This window comes from Allobosea sp. RIT-PG3_2, assembly GCF_057321085.1.
This window is the reverse complement of sequence record NZ_JBXWCA010000005.1, coordinates 191941-210574: the sequence shown is the minus strand read 5'-3', so window position 1 is coordinate 210574 and position 18634 is coordinate 191941. Positions and strand designations below refer to the sequence as shown.

Below are 18634 nucleotides of genomic sequence, written 5' to 3'. Positions count from 1 at the left end.
CCCGCCGCGCAGGAACTGCTTTGTCGAAAACCAACCATAAAAAGGGGAAGTCTGATGAAGACCATCATCACCGGATTTGGAATCGCTCTGGCCGCGGCGGGCCTGGCAACGACGGCTGTATCGGCCGACACGCTCAAGACGGTCCGCGACCGCGGCAAGATCATCTGCGGCACCAGCACCGGGGTCGCCGGCTTCTCGACGCAGGACGCCAACGGCCGCTGGCAGGGCTTCGACATCGACATCTGCCGTGCGCTCGCCGTTGTGCTCTTCAACGATACGGAGAAGGCCGCCTTCGTTCCGCTGACCTCGAAGGACCGTCTGATCGCCCTGCAGGCCGGCGAGGTCGACGTCCTGCCGCGCACCACCACCTGGACGCTGGCGCGCAACACCGGCCAGGGCGTCACCTTCACTGGGGTGAATTACTATGACGGCCAGGGCTTCATGGTGCCAAAGAAGCTCGGCGTCGCCAGCGCCAGCAAGCTCGACGGCGCCTCGATCTGCGTCGCGCAGGGCACGACGAGCGAGCTCAACCTCGCCGACTATTTCCGCCGCACCAGGATGAAATACGCGGTCGCCGCCTTCGGCACGGCGGAGGATGCCCTCAAGGCCTATGAGTCCGGCCGCTGCGACGCCTACACCACGGACGTCTCGGCGCTCTCGGCGAACCTGCTCAAGTTCCGCGACCCGGAAGAGCATGTCGTGCTGCCGGAGGTGATCTCGAAGGAGCCGCTCGGCCCGTGGGTGCGCAGCGGCGACGACAGCTGGTTCAATCTCGTCCGCTGGACGCTGTTCGCCCTGATCAATGCCGAGGAGCTCGGCGTGACCAAGGCCAATGTCAGGGAGCTCGCCGAAACCTCGACCAATCCGGAGATCCGCCGCTTCCTCGGCAAGGACGGCAAATATGGCGAGGGGCTCGGCGTCACCAACGACTGGGCGGTGCGGATCATCGCCACGATCGGCAATTACGGCGAGAGCTTCGAACACAATCTCGGCATGAGCTCGCCGATGAAGCTGCAGCGCGGCCCCAATGCACTCTGGACGCAAGGCGGGCTGCAATACTCGCCGCCGTTCCGGTAAGGCGCGCCGGCATATGGCGGCCTCAGGCTGAGGTGCGAGAAGCGAACGCGCTCTCAAGGCGGCGCTCGTTTCATCGCGCGCAGCTCCTCTTCCCAGCGTCCATCGAACGGAATCACGCCAGGCGCGTTGCACTCTCCGCACCGAGCAACCGCGGAGAATGATGATGAATTTCGATGTCTGGGGCGAAGTCGATCTCGTGCTGCGGCTGCTCGCTGGCATGGCGGCGGGCATCGTCGTCGGCTGGGAACGAACCATCAAGCAGCGGGCTGCCGGCATCCGCACCTTCGGGCTTGTCGGCCTCGGCACGGCCGCGGCCGCCACGATCTTCAGCGAACCGCATGAGGCGGACGCCGCGAGCCGGGTCGTGCAAGGATTGCTGACCGGTATCGGCTTCCTCGGCGCGGGCGTCATCGTCTTGCGGAAGGGCGATGAGGCGCCGAGGGGCCTGACCACAGCCGCGGCCGTCTGGGTCACGGCAGCGCTGGGCTGCGCGGCCGGCCTCGGCGATCATGCGATCGTCCTCTCGGCAACGGCTCTCGCCATCCTGCTGCTGGCGATCAACCATTCCGTCGAGCGCTGGGCCGGGCGCGACGCGGGCTGAACCTCCTAGGACCAGTCGTCATCGTCGTCGTGGCGGGCTTCCCATTTCTCGATCGCTTCGAGGAGACCGATCAGCTCGAGCTCCTCCGGCGAACCGGCAGCAGGATTTCCCAGTTCGGCGACTCGCTGGACCGCGCGCTCGTAATCATCCTCGCAGCGGACGATGGCGCGCCCGGGATTCGCTTCGCGCCAGGGGTTGGAGGAGAAGAATGAAAACATGTCGCCTCCTATTCCTTCGGGACCGAGGCCGGCCGCATCTCATAGGCCAGCATGGCGGCGGACAGGTCGAGAAATGCGGCTTCGTCCCGCGCCTCGTCGGGCGTCTCCGCCAAGGCTTCCAATCGCTCGACAGCCTCTCGGTACTGTTCTTCCGTCTCGATCGTCATGGTTCGACCGTTCGTCTCGATGACGGATGAACGCGCAACCCACGATCTTTGATCCCTCCCATGCGTCAGCGAGAGAGTTCCATCTGCATTCCCGCCCCACTCGGGCGTCATCGTTCCCTCATGAACCTGGGACAGCAAGAATTGCGGCGCGCGTTCAAGCGCCTGGATCGCGAACTGCCGCCGCGTCTGGCGGCCTGGATGCGGTGGCTTCGCCACCCGGCGTCGCGGTGGGTGCGACTGCCTGCGGGAGCGCTGCTCATCATCGGCGGATGCCTGTCGATCCTCCCGGTCCTCGGGCTCTGGATGCTGCCGTTGGGCCTCCTGCTGCTGGCGATGGACACGCCGCTCCTGCAGCGCCCGATGGCGCGGCTGGTCACCCGAATCCTGGATTGGCTGGAAAGGCGCAGGCGGCGTGCGGAATCCTAGCGCGTCATTTTCAGCCGAGCGCGCTTCGGTGCGGCATCCCGGCCTGCGCGCCTGGGGCGAGGCAGGATAGCGCGGCGGCGCGGCAACCGAGGTCGAGCGCCTGCCGGAGGCCGAGCCCCTCGTCGAGCGCAGCGGCGACGGCACCGACGAAGGTGTCGCCGGCTCCGGTCGTATCGACGGGTTCGATGCGCGGCGCCGGAACATGAAAAGTCTCGCCGTCGGGTGTGTGAGCAAAGGCACCATCGGCGCCGGCCGTGACGATGCAGCTCGTCGTGGTTCCCGTGATGAAGCCGGCGATCCCGGCGCCAGAATTGCCAAGGATGGCGGCGATGTCGGCCGCCTCGTGCTCGTTGACGATCAGGACATCGCTGGCGGCAAGCAGCGCGCTGGCATCCTCCGCACTGAAACCGTCCGGCACAGGCGCGCAATTCCAGATGACCCTGCCGCCGGCCTGCCGCGTGCGCCGTGCGAGCGCAATCGATTGCGCGAAGGGGACTTCCATCTGCAGCACGAGCGTCGCGTCGGAGGTCAGCAGCGCGTCCGGCACATCCTCCGCTTTCGGCGAAAGATTGGCGCCGCTGGCAACCGTGATCGCATTCTCCGCTCGCGCATCGACGGTGATGAAGGCGCAGCCGGTCGGAGAGGCGTCTGCCCGGACCAGCTCGATCCCGACGCCGTTGGCGGCGAGGTTGTCGATCGACTCCCGGCCGAAGCCGTCATCGCCGACACAGGCCGCCATCGCGACCCGGCCGGGCGCGGCAAGGCGCGCGGCCGCGACGGCCTGGTTCGCGCCCTTGCCGCCGAAATGGCGCTCATAGGACGGAGCGAGCACCGTCTTGCCCGGCCCCGGAATGGTCGCGACCCGCGCGACCAGATCGACATTGATCGATCCGAAGACCAGGATCATAGAGCGCCCATCCTCTGCTCAGCCTTCGGCATCCATCTGATGCAGCTTCTCGACGCGGCGTCGGAAGTCCTCGTCGGTCGAGAATTCGGCCGAGAGATAGGACGAAATCAGGTCGCTGGCGAGCCAGGGACCGACGATCTTGGCGCCGATGCACATCACGTTGACGTCGTCATGCTCGACGCTCTGATGGGCGGAGTGGATGTCGTGGCAGACGGCGGCGCGGATGCCCTTCATCTTGTTGGCGGCGATCGAGGCGCCGACGCCGGTGCCGCAGACCATGATGCCGCGCTCGGCCTCTCCGGAGGTGACCTTGCGGGCGACCTCGCGGGCGATATCGGGGAAATCGACCGGCTTGTCGTCATGGGAGCCGACATCGACGACCTCATGACCCAGCGATTTGATGTGGTCGATGACGTGCTGCTTGAGGGACCAGCCGGCATGGTCGGAGCCGATGACGAGACGCATGGGTTTTCCTGTTGTGGTTGGAGCAAGGGGCCGGCGCCCAGGGCGGGCGCCGGCTTGAGGAGCGATCAGCCGCGCATGTTCGCGGGCAGCTCGGTGCCGTGGAACTTCTTGTAGATCGCGTTGAGCTTGCCGTTCTTGAGGTTCTGCTCGACCCAGGCGTCGAGCTTCTCCAGCAGCTTGGGCTCGCCCTTCTTCACGCCGATGGCGAGGTCGAAATTGGTGATCGAGACCTTGGGCTCGAAGGCGCGCGCCGGCGCCTTGACGCCGATCTGCGAGACGATCGTCGCCGACGTCGCGACGCAGTCGGCCTGGCCGGAGATGGCGGCCGTGACCATCGTCGCGTCGTCCTCGAAGCGGGCGAGCTTGAGGTCGCGTTCCTTCATATTGGTCAGCGTCGTGTCCTGCGTGGTGCCGCGCGAGACGGCGATCGTCTTGCCCTTCAGGTCGTCCCAGCCCTTCACATCGAGCGACTTCAGGCAGCCGACGACCGATTGCAGCGCCGCATAGGGCTTGGAGAAGTCGATGACCTTGGCGCGATCCGGCGTGACCGACAGCGTCGAGATGATGATGTCGGCCTTGTTGGTCTGGACGTTGGGGATGCGGGTCGCACCCGTGGTCTGCACGAATTCGAGCTGCAGGCCCCAATCCTTGGCGAGCAGCTCGGCGGTCTCGACATCCGAGCCCGTCGGCTTCATGGCGCCGTCGATCATGCCCGAGGGCGGGATCGCCAGATCGGTCGCGATGCGGATCTTGCCGGCCTTGGTGATGTCGTCGAGCATGTCGGCGCGGGCGGCCTGGCCTGCGCCGACGAGAGCCGTCGTGCCGAGCACGGCGATGGCGAGAAAATGTTTCATCCTTGGTGTCCTTCCCGTTTTTGGTTGTTAGAGCCCGGTTCCGACGAACTGGGCGAGTTCCGGCGTCGCCGGTGCGGAAAGGATCGAGGCACTTCCGGCCTCGTGGACCCTTCCGGCGTGCATGAACACCGCCTGGTCGGCGATGCCCCGTGCAAACCCCATCTCATGGGTGACCATGACCATGGTCATGCCATCGGCAGCGAGTTGCTCGATGACCTTGAGCACCTCGCCGGTCAGCTCCGGATCGAGCGCGGAGGTGACCTCGTCGAACAGCATCACCTTGGGCTGCATGGCGAGCGAGCGGGCGATCGCCGCGCGCTGCTGCTGGCCGCCGGAGAGCTGCTCGGGATAGGCGTCGAGCTTCTCGGACAGCCCGACCTTGGCGAGCATCGCCTTGGCGAGCTCGCGGGCCTCGGCCCTCTTGATGCCCTTCACCGAGACCGGCGCCAGCGTGATGTTCTGCTCGATCGTCAGGTGCGGAAACAGGTTGTAGCTCTGGAAGACGATGCCGACATCTTGCCGCAGGGCGCGCAGGTCGATATCGGCGGCGTCGACGCGGTGTTCGCAGACGCGGATCTCGCCTGAATCGATCTTCTCGAAGCGGTCGATGCAGCGCAGCGCCGTGCTTTTGCCGGAGCCGGAGCGGCCGATCAGCACCAGCACATCGCCGCGCGCGACGGTGAAGCTGACGCCGTCCAGCACCTTGAGCGGGCCGAAACTCTTATGGACCTTGTCGAGGACGACGATGGGGCGCTCAGCGGTGTGGCGTTCGATGATGGGATTTTCCTGGCTCATGGCTTTCACATCTCGTCAGGCCGGCATCAGCTTCGCGCGGCCCACGCCCATGCGACGCTCGAGGCGCCGGCTGAGGAGCGAGATCGGGAAGCACAGCGCGAAGTAGATCAGGGCGATGATCGCGTAGATCAGGAAGGGCTCGAACAGCGAGTTGTTGATGATCTGGCCGGAGCGGGCGAGCTCGACGAAGCCGACGACCGAGGCCAGCGAGGTGTTCTTGATGATCTGCACCATGAAGCCGACGGTCGGCGGCGTGGCGATGCGCATGGCCTGCGGCAGGATGACCTTGAGCATGCGCTGCGTGCGGCTGAGGCCCAGCCCCTCGGCCGCCTCCCATTGCGGGCGCGGCACGGCCTGGATGCAGCCGCGCCAGATCTCGCCGAAATAGGCGCCGACATAAATCGTCAGCGAGGCCCCGGCGGCCCAGAGCGGCGTGATCGAGAAGCCGAGCGCCGAGAGCCCGAAATAGCCGAGGAACATGATCACCAGCAGTGGCGTGCCCTGGATCAATTGCACATAGGCGCCGCTGAGCAGGCGCACGGCCTTGCTCGGCGAGACCCGGGCGAGCGCGATCAGGAAACCGACGAGACCGCCGCCGATCAGCGCGATCGCCGACAGCCCGATGGTCCAGAGCGCGCCCTGGCCGAGGAAGAGGAGATGGTTCGCGTTGAGGGAGCCGCCCATCATCGACCTCTAGAGCGACGTGCCGAGGCGCCGGCGGCGCGGGAAGAGCACGAGCCCCAGCGCCCAGAAGCCGGCGCGCAGGACGAGCGAGAGCGCGATATAGGCGAGCGCGACGAGGATGTAGGTCTCGAAGGCGCGATAGGTGTCGGATTGCACGTAGTTGGCGACCGCGGTCAGCTCCTCGGCCGAAATCTGCGAGGTGACGGAAGACGCCAGCATGAGCAGCACGAACTGGCTGGTCAGCGACGGATAGACCTTCTCGACCGCCGGCAGCAGGATGACGTGCCAGTAGATCTGGAAGCGCGAGAGCGCGAGACCTTCCGCCGCCTCGATCTGGCCGGGCGGGATCGCTTCGAAACCCGCCCGCATGATTTCGGCGGTATAGGCGCCGACATTGATCGCGAGCGCCGCCGCCGCCACAGAGAAGGCCGAGAATTTGAGGCCGATGCTGGCGAGACCGAAATAAACCAGGAAGATCTGGACGAGCAGCGGCGTGTTGCGGATCGTCTCGACATAGCCGGCGCAGAGCGCCGCGATGAAGCGATTGCTGCTGCCGCGGCCGATGGCACAGAACGTGCCGATCGCGCCGCCGATCAGGATCGCCATGAAAGCGAGCTGCAGCGTCATCACCGCGCCGTCGAGGAAGAGCGGCCAGCGCTCCAGAACGACGGAGAAGTCGAGATTGAGACCCATGGCCGCGGTCAGGCCCGGTTCGTCATGCGGTCATAGACCCTGAACAGCGCCTGATTGCCGTTGCCGCCTTCGCCATGAGCCCGTGCTTCGATGTACTGGCTGGTGACGAGCGCGGTGCCCGGCAGCGGCACCGAGAGCGCCTGCGCCTGCTCCTGCACGAGGCGCAGATCCTTCAGCATCAGGTCGATGCGGAAGCCGGCCCCGGCATCGCCCGCGATCATCGCCGGGCCGAGCTTGTCGAGCATCCAGGATGCCGCCGAGCCGCCGAGCAGCACGCTGCGCATCTGCTCCAGATCCACGCCGGAGGCCCGGCCGAGCGCGATCGCCTCGCAGACGGCCTGGATGTTGATGCCACAGATCAGCTGGTTGCAGAGCTTGACCGCCTGGCCGGCGCCGGGCGCCCCGACATGGGTGATCGTCGTACCCATGCCGCGGAAGAACGGCTCTGCCTTGGCGAAGGCCGCGGCCTCGCCGCCGGCCATGATCGTGAGCGTCGCGTTCTTGGCGCCGAGCGGTCCGCCCGAAACCGGCGCATCGATGAAATCGGTCCCGGCAGCCTTGAGATCGGCATGCATCCTGCGGACGGCGACAGGCGAGATCGTGCTCATGTCGACGATGAGACGCCCGCGTGGCGGCGCAGCCAGCAGCCCGCCCTCGCCATAGATGACATCCTCGACCTGCGGTGTATCGGGCAGCATGGTGATCGCGATATCGGCGCTCGCCGCCGCCTCGGCCGGACTCTTCGCCGGCTTCGCACCCTCTGCTACCAATGCGGCGACCGCATCGCCGATGATGTCGAAGACGACGACGGGATGCCCCGCCTTCATCAGGTTGCGCGCCATTTCGCGCCCCATCGTGCCGAGGCCGATGAAGCCGACGCTGCCTTTTTCGTTCCCTGCCATGTTCTGCTCTCTCGGCATCTTTTCTGGTGAATCCGGAGCCTCAGGCTCCCTGTGCGCTCAGCGTCTCCGGCCTGTCGCCCTCGCCGGTAACGGCGCGGCGCCGGTATTCGTCGCCGATTGCGAAATGGCGCCGCAGCGTCACCTCGGCGCGATCGGGATCGCGTGCGACGATGGTGTCGAAAACGCGCTTGTGGTCGTCGATCAGGTAGCTCTTCATCGAGCTGAATTGCTGGACGAGTTCGCGGCGGCTGCGGTGCGAGCGCGCCAGCAGCGTCGACATGGATTCATGCAGCACCGCGAGCGTCGGCGAGCGCGACGCCAGCACGATGGCACGGTGGAAATCGAAGTCGGCGGAGCCGCCCGCATCGGCATCGTCGATCGTCTCGCCGATCCGGACCAGCGCGCGCTGCAAACGCTCGAAATCGGCGATGGTGGCGCGCTCGCAGGCCAGGCGCACGGCCTGACATTCGATCGCGATGCGCGCTTCCATCACGTCGTCGATGAGCTCGGCCTGCTGGGCCAGCGCGAGGGTGAAGAAATCCCGCAGCATCGAGGCGTCCGGCCGCTTCACGATGGTGCCGACGCGCTCGCGGATTTCGACGATGCCGAGCATGTGCAGCGCCCGCAGCGCCTCGCGCACGACCGGCCGGCCGACGCCAAGCTGTGTAGCGAGTTCGCGTTCGGCCATCAGCCGCTCGCCCTGCCTCAGCGTGCCGTCGAGAAGCCGCTCCTGCAGGTAGGCGAAGACGCGCTCGAAACCCGACGCGCTGTCGGAACCCTGAGCTTCCATTCCCTGAACCATCATTTTTTTGTTCTGGTAAGACCAGTACGATGACCAGAGCGAAAGGTCAATCTGGAGCTGGCTCTGCACTGTGAGCAAACCGGTCGCGATCCCGCAGCGGCTTCGCTAAGGTGCCGGCTCGCCCCAATGGAACGGCCGACGATGGTCCTGTTCGAATCGATCCTGATCATCATGCTGGCCGCCGTCCTGCTCTCGGCGGCCTCGCGTCGTGTCGGCATTCCCTATCCGGTGGTGCTGGCGGTGGCGGGAACGGGCATCGCCTTCATTCCCAACGCGCCCGAGATCGCGCTCGACCCGGAGCTGGTGCTGGCGCTCTTCGTCGCGCCGATCCTGCTCGACGCCGCCTTCGACACCTCCGTGCGGGATCTTCGCAAGAGATGGCGGACTGTCGGGAGCCTGGTCGTCGTCGCCGTGGGCGTAACGACGATCGCCGTTGCCGCCGTCGCCAGATGGTTCTTGCCGGATCTGCCCTGGGCGGCAGCGGTGGCGCTGGGCGCGATCGTCGCCCCTCCCGATGCCGTCGCCGCGACCGCCATCCTGCGGCGCGTGCGCCCGCCGCATCGCCTCGTCGTCATCCTGGAGGGGGAAAGCCTCCTCAACGATGCCACGGCGCTGCTGATCTACCGGGTCGCGGTCGCCGCTATGATCGCCGGCAGCTTCTCGCCGGCTTCCGCCCTGCCGACCTTCGGCCTCGTGGTCGTCGGAAGCCTCGTCCTCGGCGCGCTGCTCGGCTCGTTCTTCGTCCGTTTCCTCGGACGCTTCAACGATCCGCCGAGCGCGATCATCCTCCAGTTCATCACGACCTTCGGCGTCTGGATCCTGGCCGAAAAACTCCATCTCTCCGGCATCATCACCATCGTGGTCTATGCCATGGTGCTGGCGCGCACGGCCCCTGCCCGCACGAGCGCCCGTCTGCGCATTCCATCCTATGCGGTGTGGGAAACCACCGTATTCGTGCTCCAGACCATGGCCTTCGTGCTGGTCGGCCTGCAATTGCGGCCGATCCTCGCCGATCTCGGCCCGCAGCGAAGTGCCGCCTATGTCGGCATCGCGCTGGCCGTGCTGGCGACGGTGATCGTCGTGCGCCTGAGCTGGGTGATGGCCTATCAGATCGTCGCGAAGCAGGCGGGCCGCGCCGTCGCCCACTCGGCCGGCGAGGAGGCCCCCCGAACCTCGACGCTGAGCGACGGCCTGATCATCGCCTGGTGCGGCATGCGCGGCATCGTCACTTTGGCGGCGGCCTATGCCCTGCCCATAGGTTTTCCCTATCGCGACCTGATCCTGATGTGCGCCTTCGTCGTCGTGGTCGGCACGCTTCTGATCCAGGGCCTCACCTTGCCGCTGCTGCTCAAGCGGCTCGCCCCGGTGGAGGACCGGACGGTCGAGCACGAGTTCCGCATGGCCCGCAAGCTCGCGCTCAAGGCGGCGATCGCAACGATCGGCGAAGCTCCGTCGGAGGTCGCCGAGGCGATACGCCGGGAATACGGCGCTATGCTCGAACAGACGCGCGACGGCGCGGAATTCGACACCGCGCAGAACCGCTTCCGGCGCGACGCCCTCGCCGCGGCGCGCGACACGGCGCTGGCGCTGCGACGCGACGGCACCATCGGGGACGATGCGTTCCATCGGCTCGAGGAAGAACTCGATTGGCTGGAGCTCGGCGCAGCGCCGAGGGCGGTGGAATGAACAGCGAATATGATGTCGTCGTGATCGGGGCCGGAGCCGCCGGCATCGCCGCCGCCCGGCGGCTTGCGCAGGCGCGGCTTTCCGTTCTCGTCGTCGAAGCCGAGAACCGGATCGGCGGCCGCGCCTGGACCATCCATCACGACGGGCTGCCGATCGATCTCGGCTGCGGCTGGCTGCATTCGGCCGACCGGAACCCCTGGGCCGCGCTTGCCCCGACCCTCGGCTTCGCGGTCGATCGAACGCTCCCGCCTTGGGGCCGCCAGTTCCGCAATCTCGGCTTCACCGAAGCCGAGCAGGCAGCAGCACGGGCCGCCTCGGCCCGCTTCGAAGTCGATCTACGGCATGCTCCTGTCGAAACCGACCGGGCGGCCGATCTGCTGACGCCCGGGCATCCATGGAAGCCCTATCTCGAAGCCCTCAGCAGCTACGTCAACGGCGTGGAATTGGAGGCGCTGTCGATCCGCGACTACCTCGCCTATGTCAACGCCGATACCGGCGTGAACTGGCGGGTCGTCAAGGGCTATGGCAGCCTCATCGCCGCGGCTGCCGCAGAGCTGCCGATCGCGCTCGGCACCCCCGTCACCGCGATCCGGGCGGATGCACAGTGGCTCGCGATCGTCACGGAAACCGGCACCATCCGGGCCCGGACAGCGATCGTCTCCGTACCCACCGACGTGCTGGCGGCCGGCGTCATCGAGCTGCCCCACGCACTCGACGACTGGATCGAGGCCGCAAGCCGGCTGCCCCTGGGGCTTGCCGACAAGATCGTCTTCCATATCGACGAACCGAACGATCTGGAACCGGACACCCAGGTCCTCGGCAATCCCCATCTGTCCAGGACGGCGAGCTACCATCTGCGCCCGTTCGGCCGCCCGCTGATCGAGGGTTTTCTGGGCGGCGCCACGGCGCGTGAACTCGAAGAGGACGGTGCGATGGCCGCCTTCGCGCTGGATGAGCTTTCAGGCCTGTTCGGCTCCGGAATGAGGCTCAAGCTGAAGCCGGTCGCTCAGTCGCGTTGGGCCCGGCAGCCCTTCGCGCGCGGATCGTACAGCCACGCCCTTCCGGGCCATGCCACGGCCCGTTCCGTTCTGGCGCGTCCCTGGGACGAACGCATCTTCTTCGCAGGTGAAGCCTGCTCGGCGCAGGACTTCTCGACCGCTCACGGCGCCTATCGGACGGGTCTCGATGTTGCCGACACCATCCTGTCCCTGCAACGCGATAGGCGCAGCAATGCCGGCGGCACAGCTGCCGGCTGAGGTCGCAGGCAGACAGACAGACGTCAGCCATGCCGCAAAACTGAAACGCCTAGGTGCCGCAGAAGGTCGCCAGCACACGCTCGTGAGCGGCGGGCGGCAGCGTGTAGGCCTCTCGCCCGGGCTGATCGTCATAGGGGTTCGCCAGAACGGCCAGCAGCTCCTCGAACGGCGCCAGATCGTCGCGCTCCACGGCGGCCTGGATCACCGCCTCGATTCGATGGTTCCTGGGAATGAACAGCGGATTGACGCCGTGCATCAGGCGCTGCCGCTCCTCCGCGGACAAGGTCTCCTGCTGCAGGCGCTCATGCCAGCGGCTCAGCCAGCCGTCGAATTCGCCTGCATTGGCAAACAGCTCGCGACAGCGCCGCCCGCCCTCAAGGAGGTCGTCTCCGAGCCGCCGGAACGTCAATGTGAAATCGGCCTGCCCTCGTTGCATCGTCTCGAGCAGCGCCTTGATGAGCAGCACATCGTCCGGCGCCTCGCTGACGAGGCCGAGCTTGCGGCGGAAACCGGCAACCAGTCGGCTCTGGAACAGATCGTTGAATCGGTTGAGCGCGTCCTGCGCGATCGTCACCACCCTCTCCTGGTCATCCGACAGCAGCGGCAGCAGCGCCTCGGCGAGGCGAGTCAGGTTCCACAGCGCGATCGGCGGCTGGTTGCCATAGGCGTAGCGGCCGTGTTCGTCGATGGAGCTGAACACGGTCGCGGGATCGTAGCTGTCCATGAAAGCGCACGGCCCGTAGTCGATCGTCTCGCCCGCGATCGACATGTTGTCCGTGTTCATCACCCCATGGATGAAGCCGATCAGCATCCAGCGCGCGATGAGATCCGCCTGCGCAGCGATGACGGCTTCCAGCAAGGCGAGATACGGCGCTTCGCTGTTGGCAGCGTCCGGATAATGCCGGGCGATGACGTGGTCGGCCAGGAGGCGAAGGGCCTCGACATCGCGGCGAGCCGCAAAGAACTGGAAGGTCCCGATCCGGATATGGCTGGAAGCGACCCGGGTGAAGATGGCGCCCGGCAGGAGCGTCTCGCGCCTGACGACCTCGCCGGTCAGAACGGCGGCAAGTGCACGCGTCGTCGGCACGCCAAGCGCGGCCATCGCCTCGCTGACGATGTATTCGCGCAGAACCGGGCCGACCGCTGCCCTGCCATCCCCCCGGCGCGAGAACGGCGTCGGACCGGAGCCTTTGAGCTGGATGTCGCGTCGCCGGCCCTCGCGATCCACCACCTCTCCGAGCAGGATCGCCCGCCCGTCGCCCAGCTGTGGGCTGAAGCCACCGAACTGATGGCCGGCATAAGCGGTCGCGATCGGGCTTGCCCCATCGGCGATGCTGTTGCCGGCCAGCATCGCGAGACCGTCCGGCCCCTTCAGCCAATCCGGATCGAGGCCGAGCTCAGAGACCAGCGTCTCGTTCAGTTTGATAAGCCGTGGCGCGGCGACCGCGGTCGGATCGACCGCGGCATAGAACCGCTCGGGCAGGCGCGCATAGGAGTTGTCGAACGGAATCGCGGTCATGGCTTGTAGATAGGCATAAGCCGCGATGTCGCAACACGGGCGATCAGGCCGCCGCCGGCACGAGGTCCCGCTCGCGGGGCTCGCGCACCGCGACGATCGCGACCGCGGCGATCAGGCAGAGCACGCCGGCAATGAAGAAGGCCGGCAGATAGCTCGCATAGACCGTGCGGCTGAAGCCCGCCCCCCAGGCCGCGGTGGCGGCGCCGAGCTGGTGCCCCGCGAAGATCCAGCCGAAGACGAGATTGGCGCGCTCGCCGAAGCGATCGGCCGCAAGCTTCACGGTCGGCGGCACTGTGGCGACCCAGTCGAGCCCATAGAACACGGCGAAGATCGAGAGTTCGTAGAAGCTGAAGCTGGTGAAGGGCAGATAGATCAGGGAGAGCCCACGCAGGCCATAATACCAGAACAGCAGCTTGCGGCTGTCGAAACGGTCGGACAGCCAGCCCGAGCCGACCGTGCCGGCGAAGTCGAAGATGCCGATGACCGCGAGCATGCCGGCCGCAGCCACCGGCGCCATGCCGAAATCGCCGCAGAGCGAAACGAAATGGGTCTGCACCAGGCCGTTCGTGCTGGCGCCGCAGACGAAGAACGTGCCGAACAGAGCCCAGAAGATGCCGGAGCGCGAGGCATCCTTCAGCGCGATCAGCGGCGAAGCCAGCATGGCGCGGAACGTCGCGGGCGCCGCCGGCGGCGCAGCTACTGGGGCCGTCGCGCCATAGGGGGCAAGCCCGATGTCGGACGGACGGTCCCGCATCAGCACCAGCACCGCGATGGCGGCGAGCAGCAGCATCACCAGCACGACCGTGAGCGCGCTGCGCCAACCAAGCGTCTCCGTCAGCGAGGCGAGCAGCGGCAGGAAAACGAGCTGGCCCGTCGCCGTGCTGGCCGTGAGCAGGCCGATCACGAGGCCGCGCCGTGCCGAGAACCAGCGCGTCGCCACCGTCGCCCCCAGCACCATGGCGGTCAGCCCCGTGCCGAAGCCGACGACGACGCCGAGGAACAGCATCAGCTGCCAGAGCGTCGTCATGACGAAGGAGCCGAGCACGCCGGCTGCGATCAGCGTCAAGGCCACGGCCGCGACGCGCCTGACGCCGAAGCGGTTCATGAACGCAGCGGCGAACGGCCCGATCAGCCCGAACAGCACCAACCGGATCGCGAAGGCGGAGGAAATCTCCGAGGTCGACCAGCCGAACTCCTGATGCAGGGGGCCGATCAGCACGCCCGGCGCGCCGACGGCGCCGGCAGTGACCAGCATGGTCAGGAAGGTGACAGCCGCGACCACCCAGCCATAGTGGATGCCGCGTCGAGCAAAGAAGCGTGGAAGCGCCGAATTGTCGGCGGAGGCGGCTATCTGCGACATGAGAGCATCCAATTTATGGGTATATACCCGCTTAAGATTAAACGATCAGAGAAGGTCGCTCAGTTCGTTGAGAGCCTTGAGACGCTCGGTGCCGAGGCGCCCGGTGATGTCCTGCTGGCACGTCTCCCAGAGCGGCGACGCCTCTTCCAGAACCGCTTCTCCTTGAGAGCTCAATGACACGACCAGCTCCCGCTGATCGTCTCCGCGCCCCAGCGATACGAGGCCCATCTTCTCGACCACGCGGATATTGCGCCCCATGGTCGATCGATCGAGTTCCAGAAGCCGGCCCAGCTCCGTCAGGCTGACCGGCTGGTATCTGCGGACGTTTCTGAGGATGGCGAACTGGGCGATGTTGATCCCCACCGGCGCCAAAGCGACGTCATAAAGCCCCGCGATCTTGCGGGTCACGGTCTTGAGGCGCGTGCAGTAGCAGGCAATGGACATAGTTGCGGGTATATGCCCGCTTTGATCGGAAATCAAGCGCGATCCGATCACCAGGCCGCGACCTATCCAGCACAACCGGTCCGCATATTGCCGACCACGAAAAGGAGATCATTCATCTCCAAAAACAGAAAATAACGATAAGGACATTCCCCATATCGCCCGACTAGATTGCCGACCGAAGAAGGAAATTCTTCGCCTGAGCCGCCGCAAGCGGCATTATCTCGGACCGGCTGAATGTCTCTCAATCATATTCTGGGCGTCGACCATGTCGTCGTCGCCGTTCGCGATCTCGCTCTCTCGGCCAAGACCTGGGAAGAGCTCGGCTTCACCGTCTCGCCGCGCGGCCTTCATTCGTCGCATATGGGCTCGGCCAACCACACCATCATGCTGCAGGACGACTATCTCGAACTGCTCGGGATCGTCTCCGACACCGACCAGAACAAGCCCACGCGCGATTTCCTGACGAAGCACGAGGGCATCGAGCGCATCGCCTTCACCACGGACGACGCCGCGGCCGGCGCGGCCGAGATCACGGCGCGCGGCTTTCCGGCGATCGGCCCTGTGCATTTCGGCCGGCCGGTGCCGCTGCCCGGCGGCGGCGAGGCCGATGCCAAGTTCAACGTCTTCCGCTGGCCGCTCGACGAGCAGCCCGGCGGCATCCGCATCTTCGCCTGCCAGCACCTGACGCGTGAGAACGTCTGGATTCCGGTTCTCCAGCAGCACGCCAACGGCGCCGTCGCGCTGCGTCGCGTCGAGATCCTGTCCGCCGATCCGCAGGCTGCCGCGGCGCATCTCTCGCGGCTGATCGACGAGCCGGCGCAGCAGGAAGGCGCGGTCTGGCGGGTCGCCTCCGGGCGCTCGCGCGCCGACATCCTGTTCTACACCGCCGAGACCTTCGCCGAGCGTTATCCCGACGCCGTGCGTGAAGGCGCCGCAAGCCAAGGCGTCGCGGCGCTCGTGCTCGCCACGCGCGATCTCGATGCCGCCGCCAGGGCCTTCGGAGCGATCCGCCACGGCGAAGTAGCCAGCGTTCCCGCCGCTCGCGCCTCCGGCTCGGTGCTCAGCTTCGTGCCGGCCTGACCGGCACGACTCCTGCATTCCGTCTTTCAGCCTCCGAGCTCAGATCGTCGAGGATCCCCATGGACTTCACCCGTCGCTCAATCCTGATGACCTCAGCCGCCATCGCGGCCAATGTCGTCAACCCGTTCAAGGCCTTCGCGCAGGAGACCCCGCGCAAGGGCGGCGTCTTCGGCGTCCACTATGGTGCCGAGCAGCGCCAGCTCAACCCGAGCCTGCAGGCCTCGACCGGTGTCTACATTATCGGCGGCAAGATCCAGGAGCCGCTGGTCGATCTCGATGCCAACGGCAACCCGGTCGGCGTCCTCGCCGAGAGCTGGGAAAACACGCCCGACGGCAAGACCATCACCTTCAAGCTGCGCAAGGGCGTGACCTGGCATGACGGCCAGCCCTTCACCTCGGCGGACGTCCAGTTCACCGCGATGGAGATGTGGAAGAAGATCCTGAACTACGGCACCACGCTGCAGCTCTTCCTCACCGCCGTCGATACGCCCGATCCGCTGACCGCGGTCTTCCGCTACGAGCGGCCGATGCCGCTGAACCTGCTGCTGCGCGCCCTGCCCGATCTCGGCTACGTCTCGCCGCGCCATCTCTACGAGGGCAAGGGCGACATCCGGAACAACCCGGTCAACCTCGCGCCGATCGGCACGGGCCCGTTCAAGTTCGTCTCCTATGAGCGCGGCCAGCATGTCATCGCCGATCGCAACCCGAACTACTGGCGCGAGAATGCGCCCTATCTCGACCGCATCATCTGGCGCGTGATCACCGACCGTTCGGCCGCCGCCGCCCAGCTCGAAGCCGGCCAGCTCCACTACAGCCCATTCTCGGGCCTGACGATCTCGGACATGGCCCGCCTGTCCAAGGACAAGCGCTTCATCGTCTCGACCAAGGGCAATGAGGGCAACGCCCGCACCAACACGATCGAATTCAATTTCCGCCGCAAGGAACTCGCCGACATCCGGGTGCGCCGCGCCATCGCGCATGCGCTCGACATCCCGTTCTTCATCGAGAACTTCCTTGGCGATTTCGCCAAGCGCGGCACCGGGCCGATCCCCTCGGTCTCGACCGATTTCTACCCGGCCGACAACGGCCCGCAATATCCGTTCGACAAGGCGCTCGCGGTCAAGCTGCTGGACGAGGCCGGCTACAAGCCCGGTGCCGGCGGGACCCGCTTCTCGCTCAGGCTCACCCCTGCCCCATGGGGCGAGGACATCTCGCTGTTCTCGACCTTCATCCAGCAGTCACTGGCGCAGGTCGGCATCAAGGTCGACATCGTGCGCGTCGATGGCGGCGGATTCCTGAAGAGCGTCTACAACGATTGGGATTTCGACCTCGCCACCGGCTGGCACCAGTACCGCAACGACCCGGCCGTCTCGACCACGGTCTGGTACCGTTCCGGCCAGCCCAAGGGCGCGCCCTGGACCAACCAGTGGGACTGGAAGGACGAGGCCGTCGACAAGATCATCGACGACGCAGCGACCGAGGTCGATCCGGCCAAGCGCAAGGCGCTCTATGGCGATTTCGTCCGCAAGGTGAACACGGAACTGCCGATCTGGACCCCGATCGAGCAGATCTTCGTCACCACGATCAGCGCCAAGGCCCGTAACCACTCGAACACCCCGCGCTGGGGCTCGTCGAGCTGGCACGACCTTTGGTTGGCCGAATAAGAACAGGAGAGCGGGCCGGCCCTTCGCACGGCCCGCGACAACACGGCGCGTCGATCATGCGTATCTTGACCCTTGCGGGGCGGCGGCTCGCCGCCTCGGTCCCGACCCTGTTGCTGATCCTGATCGGCATCTTCCTGCTGCTGCAGTTCGCACCCGGCGATACCGTCGACGCCATGATGGCGCAGATGGGCGGCGGCGACGCCAAGCTCGCGCAGGAACTGCGCCGCTTCTACGGGCTCGACCTCTCGACCGCCGAGCGGCTCGGACAGTATCTCTGGCGGCTGATCCGCTTCGACCTCGGCCACTCCGCCATCTACGGCAAGCCGGTCGCCAGCGTCATCGCCGAGCGCCTGCCCGCGACCCTGCTGCTGATGGTTTCCGCCCTCTCCTTCGCCTTCTTCGCCGGCATCGTGCTCGGCGTGCTCGCGGCGCGCGACGTCAATCGCTGGCAGGACACGCTGATCTCGACGCTCGGCCTGATCTTCTACGCCACCCCCTCCTTCTGGTTCGGGCTGATGGCGATCGTCGTCTTCTCCGTGCATCTCCAATGGCTGCCGGCCGGCGATTTCGAGGATATCGGCGCTGGCCTGACGGGCTTCGCCCGCACGCTCGACATCGCGCGCCACCTCGTCCTGCCGACGCTGACGCTTGGGCTGATCTATCTCGCCATCTATCTGCGGCTGATGCGCGGCGCGATGCTTGAGGTGCTCAACCTCGACTTCGTCCGCACCGCCCGCTCCAAGGGCCTCGACGAGACCCGCGTCATCACCCGCCACGTCCTGCGCAACGCCTTGCTGCCGATGGTGACGCTGATCGGCTTGCAGGCCGGCACGATGCTCGGCGGCTCCGTCGTGGTCGAAAGCGTCTTCTCGCTGCCGGGGCTCGGCCGCCTCGCCTATGAATCCGTGATCCAGCGCGACCTCAACACGCTGCTCGGCATCGTCTTCGTCTCGGCGCTGCTGGTCATCGTCGTGAACTTCATCGTCGACCTGCTCTATGCGCGGCTCGACCCGCGCATCGCGCCGGAGGGCTGA

Annotated in this window: 21 protein-coding genes; 8 read left to right on the top strand and 13 right to left on the bottom strand. The window is 66.4% G+C overall.

The window, feature by feature from the left end:
* Positions 1 to 54 precede the first annotated feature (54 nt).
* Both AC2FAN_RS16725 and AC2FAN_RS16720 read left to right on the top strand, forming a co-directional pair.
* Positions 55 to 1077, top strand: coding sequence for an amino acid ABC transporter substrate-binding protein (locus AC2FAN_RS16725; RefSeq protein ID WP_485175482.1), 1023 nt, complete (start codon positions 55 to 57; stop codon positions 1075 to 1077).
* A 163-nt stretch (positions 1078 to 1240) separates the two neighbouring features.
* Positions 1241 to 1678 (top strand): MgtC/SapB family protein, encoded by a 438-nt coding sequence (locus AC2FAN_RS16720; RefSeq protein WP_476805651.1) that lies wholly within the window; start codon positions 1241 to 1243, stop codon positions 1676 to 1678.
* A 5-nt stretch (positions 1679 to 1683) separates the two neighbouring features.
* Here the strand turns inward: AC2FAN_RS16720 and AC2FAN_RS16715 are convergent, their stop codons facing one another.
* Both AC2FAN_RS16715 and AC2FAN_RS16710 read right to left on the bottom strand, forming a co-directional pair.
* A complete protein-coding gene (locus AC2FAN_RS16715) occupies positions 1684 to 1896 on the bottom strand; it encodes a hypothetical protein (RefSeq protein ID WP_265053633.1) in 213 nt (70 codons plus the stop codon).
* Positions 1897 to 1904: 8 nt separating this feature from the next.
* Entirely contained in the window at positions 1905 to 2063 is a 159-nt protein-coding gene (locus AC2FAN_RS16710; RefSeq protein WP_265053634.1) for a hypothetical protein, read from the bottom strand.
* 120 nt (positions 2064 to 2183) lie between these two features.
* On the opposite strand from AC2FAN_RS16710, the gene AC2FAN_RS16705 reads away from it, so the two are divergent.
* Positions 2184 to 2489 carry a hypothetical protein gene (locus tag AC2FAN_RS16705; protein WP_485175479.1) on the top strand — a complete coding sequence of 102 codons (306 nt, stop codon included), beginning with the start codon at positions 2184 to 2186 and terminating at the stop codon, positions 2487 to 2489.
* Between the two features lie 10 nt (positions 2490 to 2499).
* Here the strand turns inward: AC2FAN_RS16705 and AC2FAN_RS16700 are convergent, their stop codons facing one another.
* The 8 genes from AC2FAN_RS16700 to AC2FAN_RS16665 form a co-directional block, all read right to left on the bottom strand.
* Positions 2500 to 3396, bottom strand: a complete 897-nt coding sequence (locus AC2FAN_RS16700) for a ribokinase (RefSeq protein WP_265053636.1) — start codon at positions 3394 to 3396, stop codon at positions 2500 to 2502.
* Positions 3397 to 3414: 18 nt separating this feature from the next.
* Positions 3415 to 3861 carry a ribose 5-phosphate isomerase B gene (gene rpiB, locus AC2FAN_RS16695; protein ID WP_149128891.1) on the bottom strand — a complete coding sequence of 149 codons (447 nt, stop codon included), beginning with the start codon at positions 3859 to 3861 and terminating at the stop codon, positions 3415 to 3417.
* Positions 3862 to 3926: 65 nt separating this feature from the next.
* Positions 3927 to 4715 (bottom strand): transporter substrate-binding domain-containing protein, encoded by a 789-nt coding sequence (locus tag AC2FAN_RS16690; protein WP_485175476.1) that lies wholly within the window; start codon positions 4713 to 4715, stop codon positions 3927 to 3929.
* A gap of 27 nt (positions 4716 to 4742) precedes the next feature.
* Positions 4743 to 5510: an amino acid ABC transporter ATP-binding protein gene (locus AC2FAN_RS16685; RefSeq protein WP_485175474.1), complete on the bottom strand. Its 768-nt coding sequence runs from the start codon at positions 5508 to 5510 to the stop codon at positions 4743 to 4745.
* A gap of 15 nt (positions 5511 to 5525) precedes the next feature.
* The gene (locus AC2FAN_RS16680; RefSeq protein ID WP_265053639.1) at positions 5526 to 6194 is read right to left on the bottom strand and encodes an amino acid ABC transporter permease; all 669 of its coding nucleotides are present in this window, start codon (positions 6192 to 6194) and stop codon (positions 5526 to 5528) included.
* 9 nt (positions 6195 to 6203) lie between these two features.
* On the bottom strand, positions 6204 to 6887 hold the full coding sequence (locus AC2FAN_RS16675; protein WP_265053640.1) for an amino acid ABC transporter permease: 684 nt from the start codon (positions 6885 to 6887) through the stop codon (positions 6204 to 6206).
* A gap of 8 nt (positions 6888 to 6895) precedes the next feature.
* On the bottom strand, positions 6896 to 7789 hold the full coding sequence (locus AC2FAN_RS16670; RefSeq protein WP_485175472.1) for an NAD(P)-dependent oxidoreductase: 894 nt from the start codon (positions 7787 to 7789) through the stop codon (positions 6896 to 6898).
* Between the two features lie 40 nt (positions 7790 to 7829).
* Entirely contained in the window at positions 7830 to 8594 is a 765-nt protein-coding gene (locus AC2FAN_RS16665; RefSeq protein ID WP_485175470.1) for a FadR/GntR family transcriptional regulator, read from the bottom strand.
* 138 nt (positions 8595 to 8732) lie between these two features.
* Here AC2FAN_RS16665 and AC2FAN_RS16660 point away from each other — a divergent pair, with 138 nt between their 5' ends.
* Both AC2FAN_RS16660 and AC2FAN_RS16655 read left to right on the top strand, forming a co-directional pair.
* A complete protein-coding gene (locus tag AC2FAN_RS16660; RefSeq protein WP_485175468.1) occupies positions 8733 to 10277 on the top strand; it encodes a cation:proton antiporter in 1545 nt (514 codons plus the stop codon).
* On the top strand, positions 10274 to 11533 hold the full coding sequence (locus AC2FAN_RS16655) for a flavin monoamine oxidase family protein (RefSeq protein WP_485175466.1): 1260 nt from the start codon (positions 10274 to 10276) through the stop codon (positions 11531 to 11533). Before AC2FAN_RS16660 ends, AC2FAN_RS16655 begins: the two co-directional genes overlap by 4 nt.
* A gap of 49 nt (positions 11534 to 11582) precedes the next feature.
* Here AC2FAN_RS16655 and AC2FAN_RS16650 read toward each other — a convergent pair whose 3' ends face one another.
* Genes AC2FAN_RS16650 through AC2FAN_RS16640 form a run of 3 tightly spaced genes read right to left on the bottom strand, consistent with a single transcriptional unit; the run spans position 11583 to position 14820 of the window.
* A complete protein-coding gene (locus AC2FAN_RS16650; protein WP_485175464.1) occupies positions 11583 to 13052 on the bottom strand; it encodes a protein adenylyltransferase SelO in 1470 nt (489 codons plus the stop codon).
* Positions 13053 to 13095: 43 nt separating this feature from the next.
* Positions 13096 to 14412 (bottom strand): MFS transporter, encoded by a 1317-nt coding sequence (locus AC2FAN_RS16645; RefSeq protein WP_485175462.1) that lies wholly within the window; start codon positions 14410 to 14412, stop codon positions 13096 to 13098.
* A gap of 45 nt (positions 14413 to 14457) precedes the next feature.
* The gene (locus tag AC2FAN_RS16640; protein ID WP_485175460.1) at positions 14458 to 14820 is read right to left on the bottom strand and encodes a MarR family winged helix-turn-helix transcriptional regulator; all 363 of its coding nucleotides are present in this window, start codon (positions 14818 to 14820) and stop codon (positions 14458 to 14460) included.
* A gap of 270 nt (positions 14821 to 15090) precedes the next feature.
* On the opposite strand from AC2FAN_RS16640, the gene AC2FAN_RS16635 reads away from it, so the two are divergent.
* The 3 genes from AC2FAN_RS16635 to AC2FAN_RS16625 are packed head-to-tail and all read left to right on the top strand — an operon-like array spanning position 15091 to position 18634.
* Positions 15091 to 15936 (top strand): VOC family protein, encoded by an 846-nt coding sequence (locus AC2FAN_RS16635; protein ID WP_485175458.1) that lies wholly within the window; start codon positions 15091 to 15093, stop codon positions 15934 to 15936.
* Between the two features lie 59 nt (positions 15937 to 15995).
* On the top strand, positions 15996 to 17600 hold the full coding sequence (locus tag AC2FAN_RS16630) for an ABC transporter substrate-binding protein (protein WP_485175456.1): 1605 nt from the start codon (positions 15996 to 15998) through the stop codon (positions 17598 to 17600).
* A 56-nt stretch (positions 17601 to 17656) separates the two neighbouring features.
* The gene (locus AC2FAN_RS16625) at positions 17657 to 18634 is read left to right on the top strand and encodes an ABC transporter permease (protein ID WP_485175454.1); all 978 of its coding nucleotides are present in this window, start codon (positions 17657 to 17659) and stop codon (positions 18632 to 18634) included.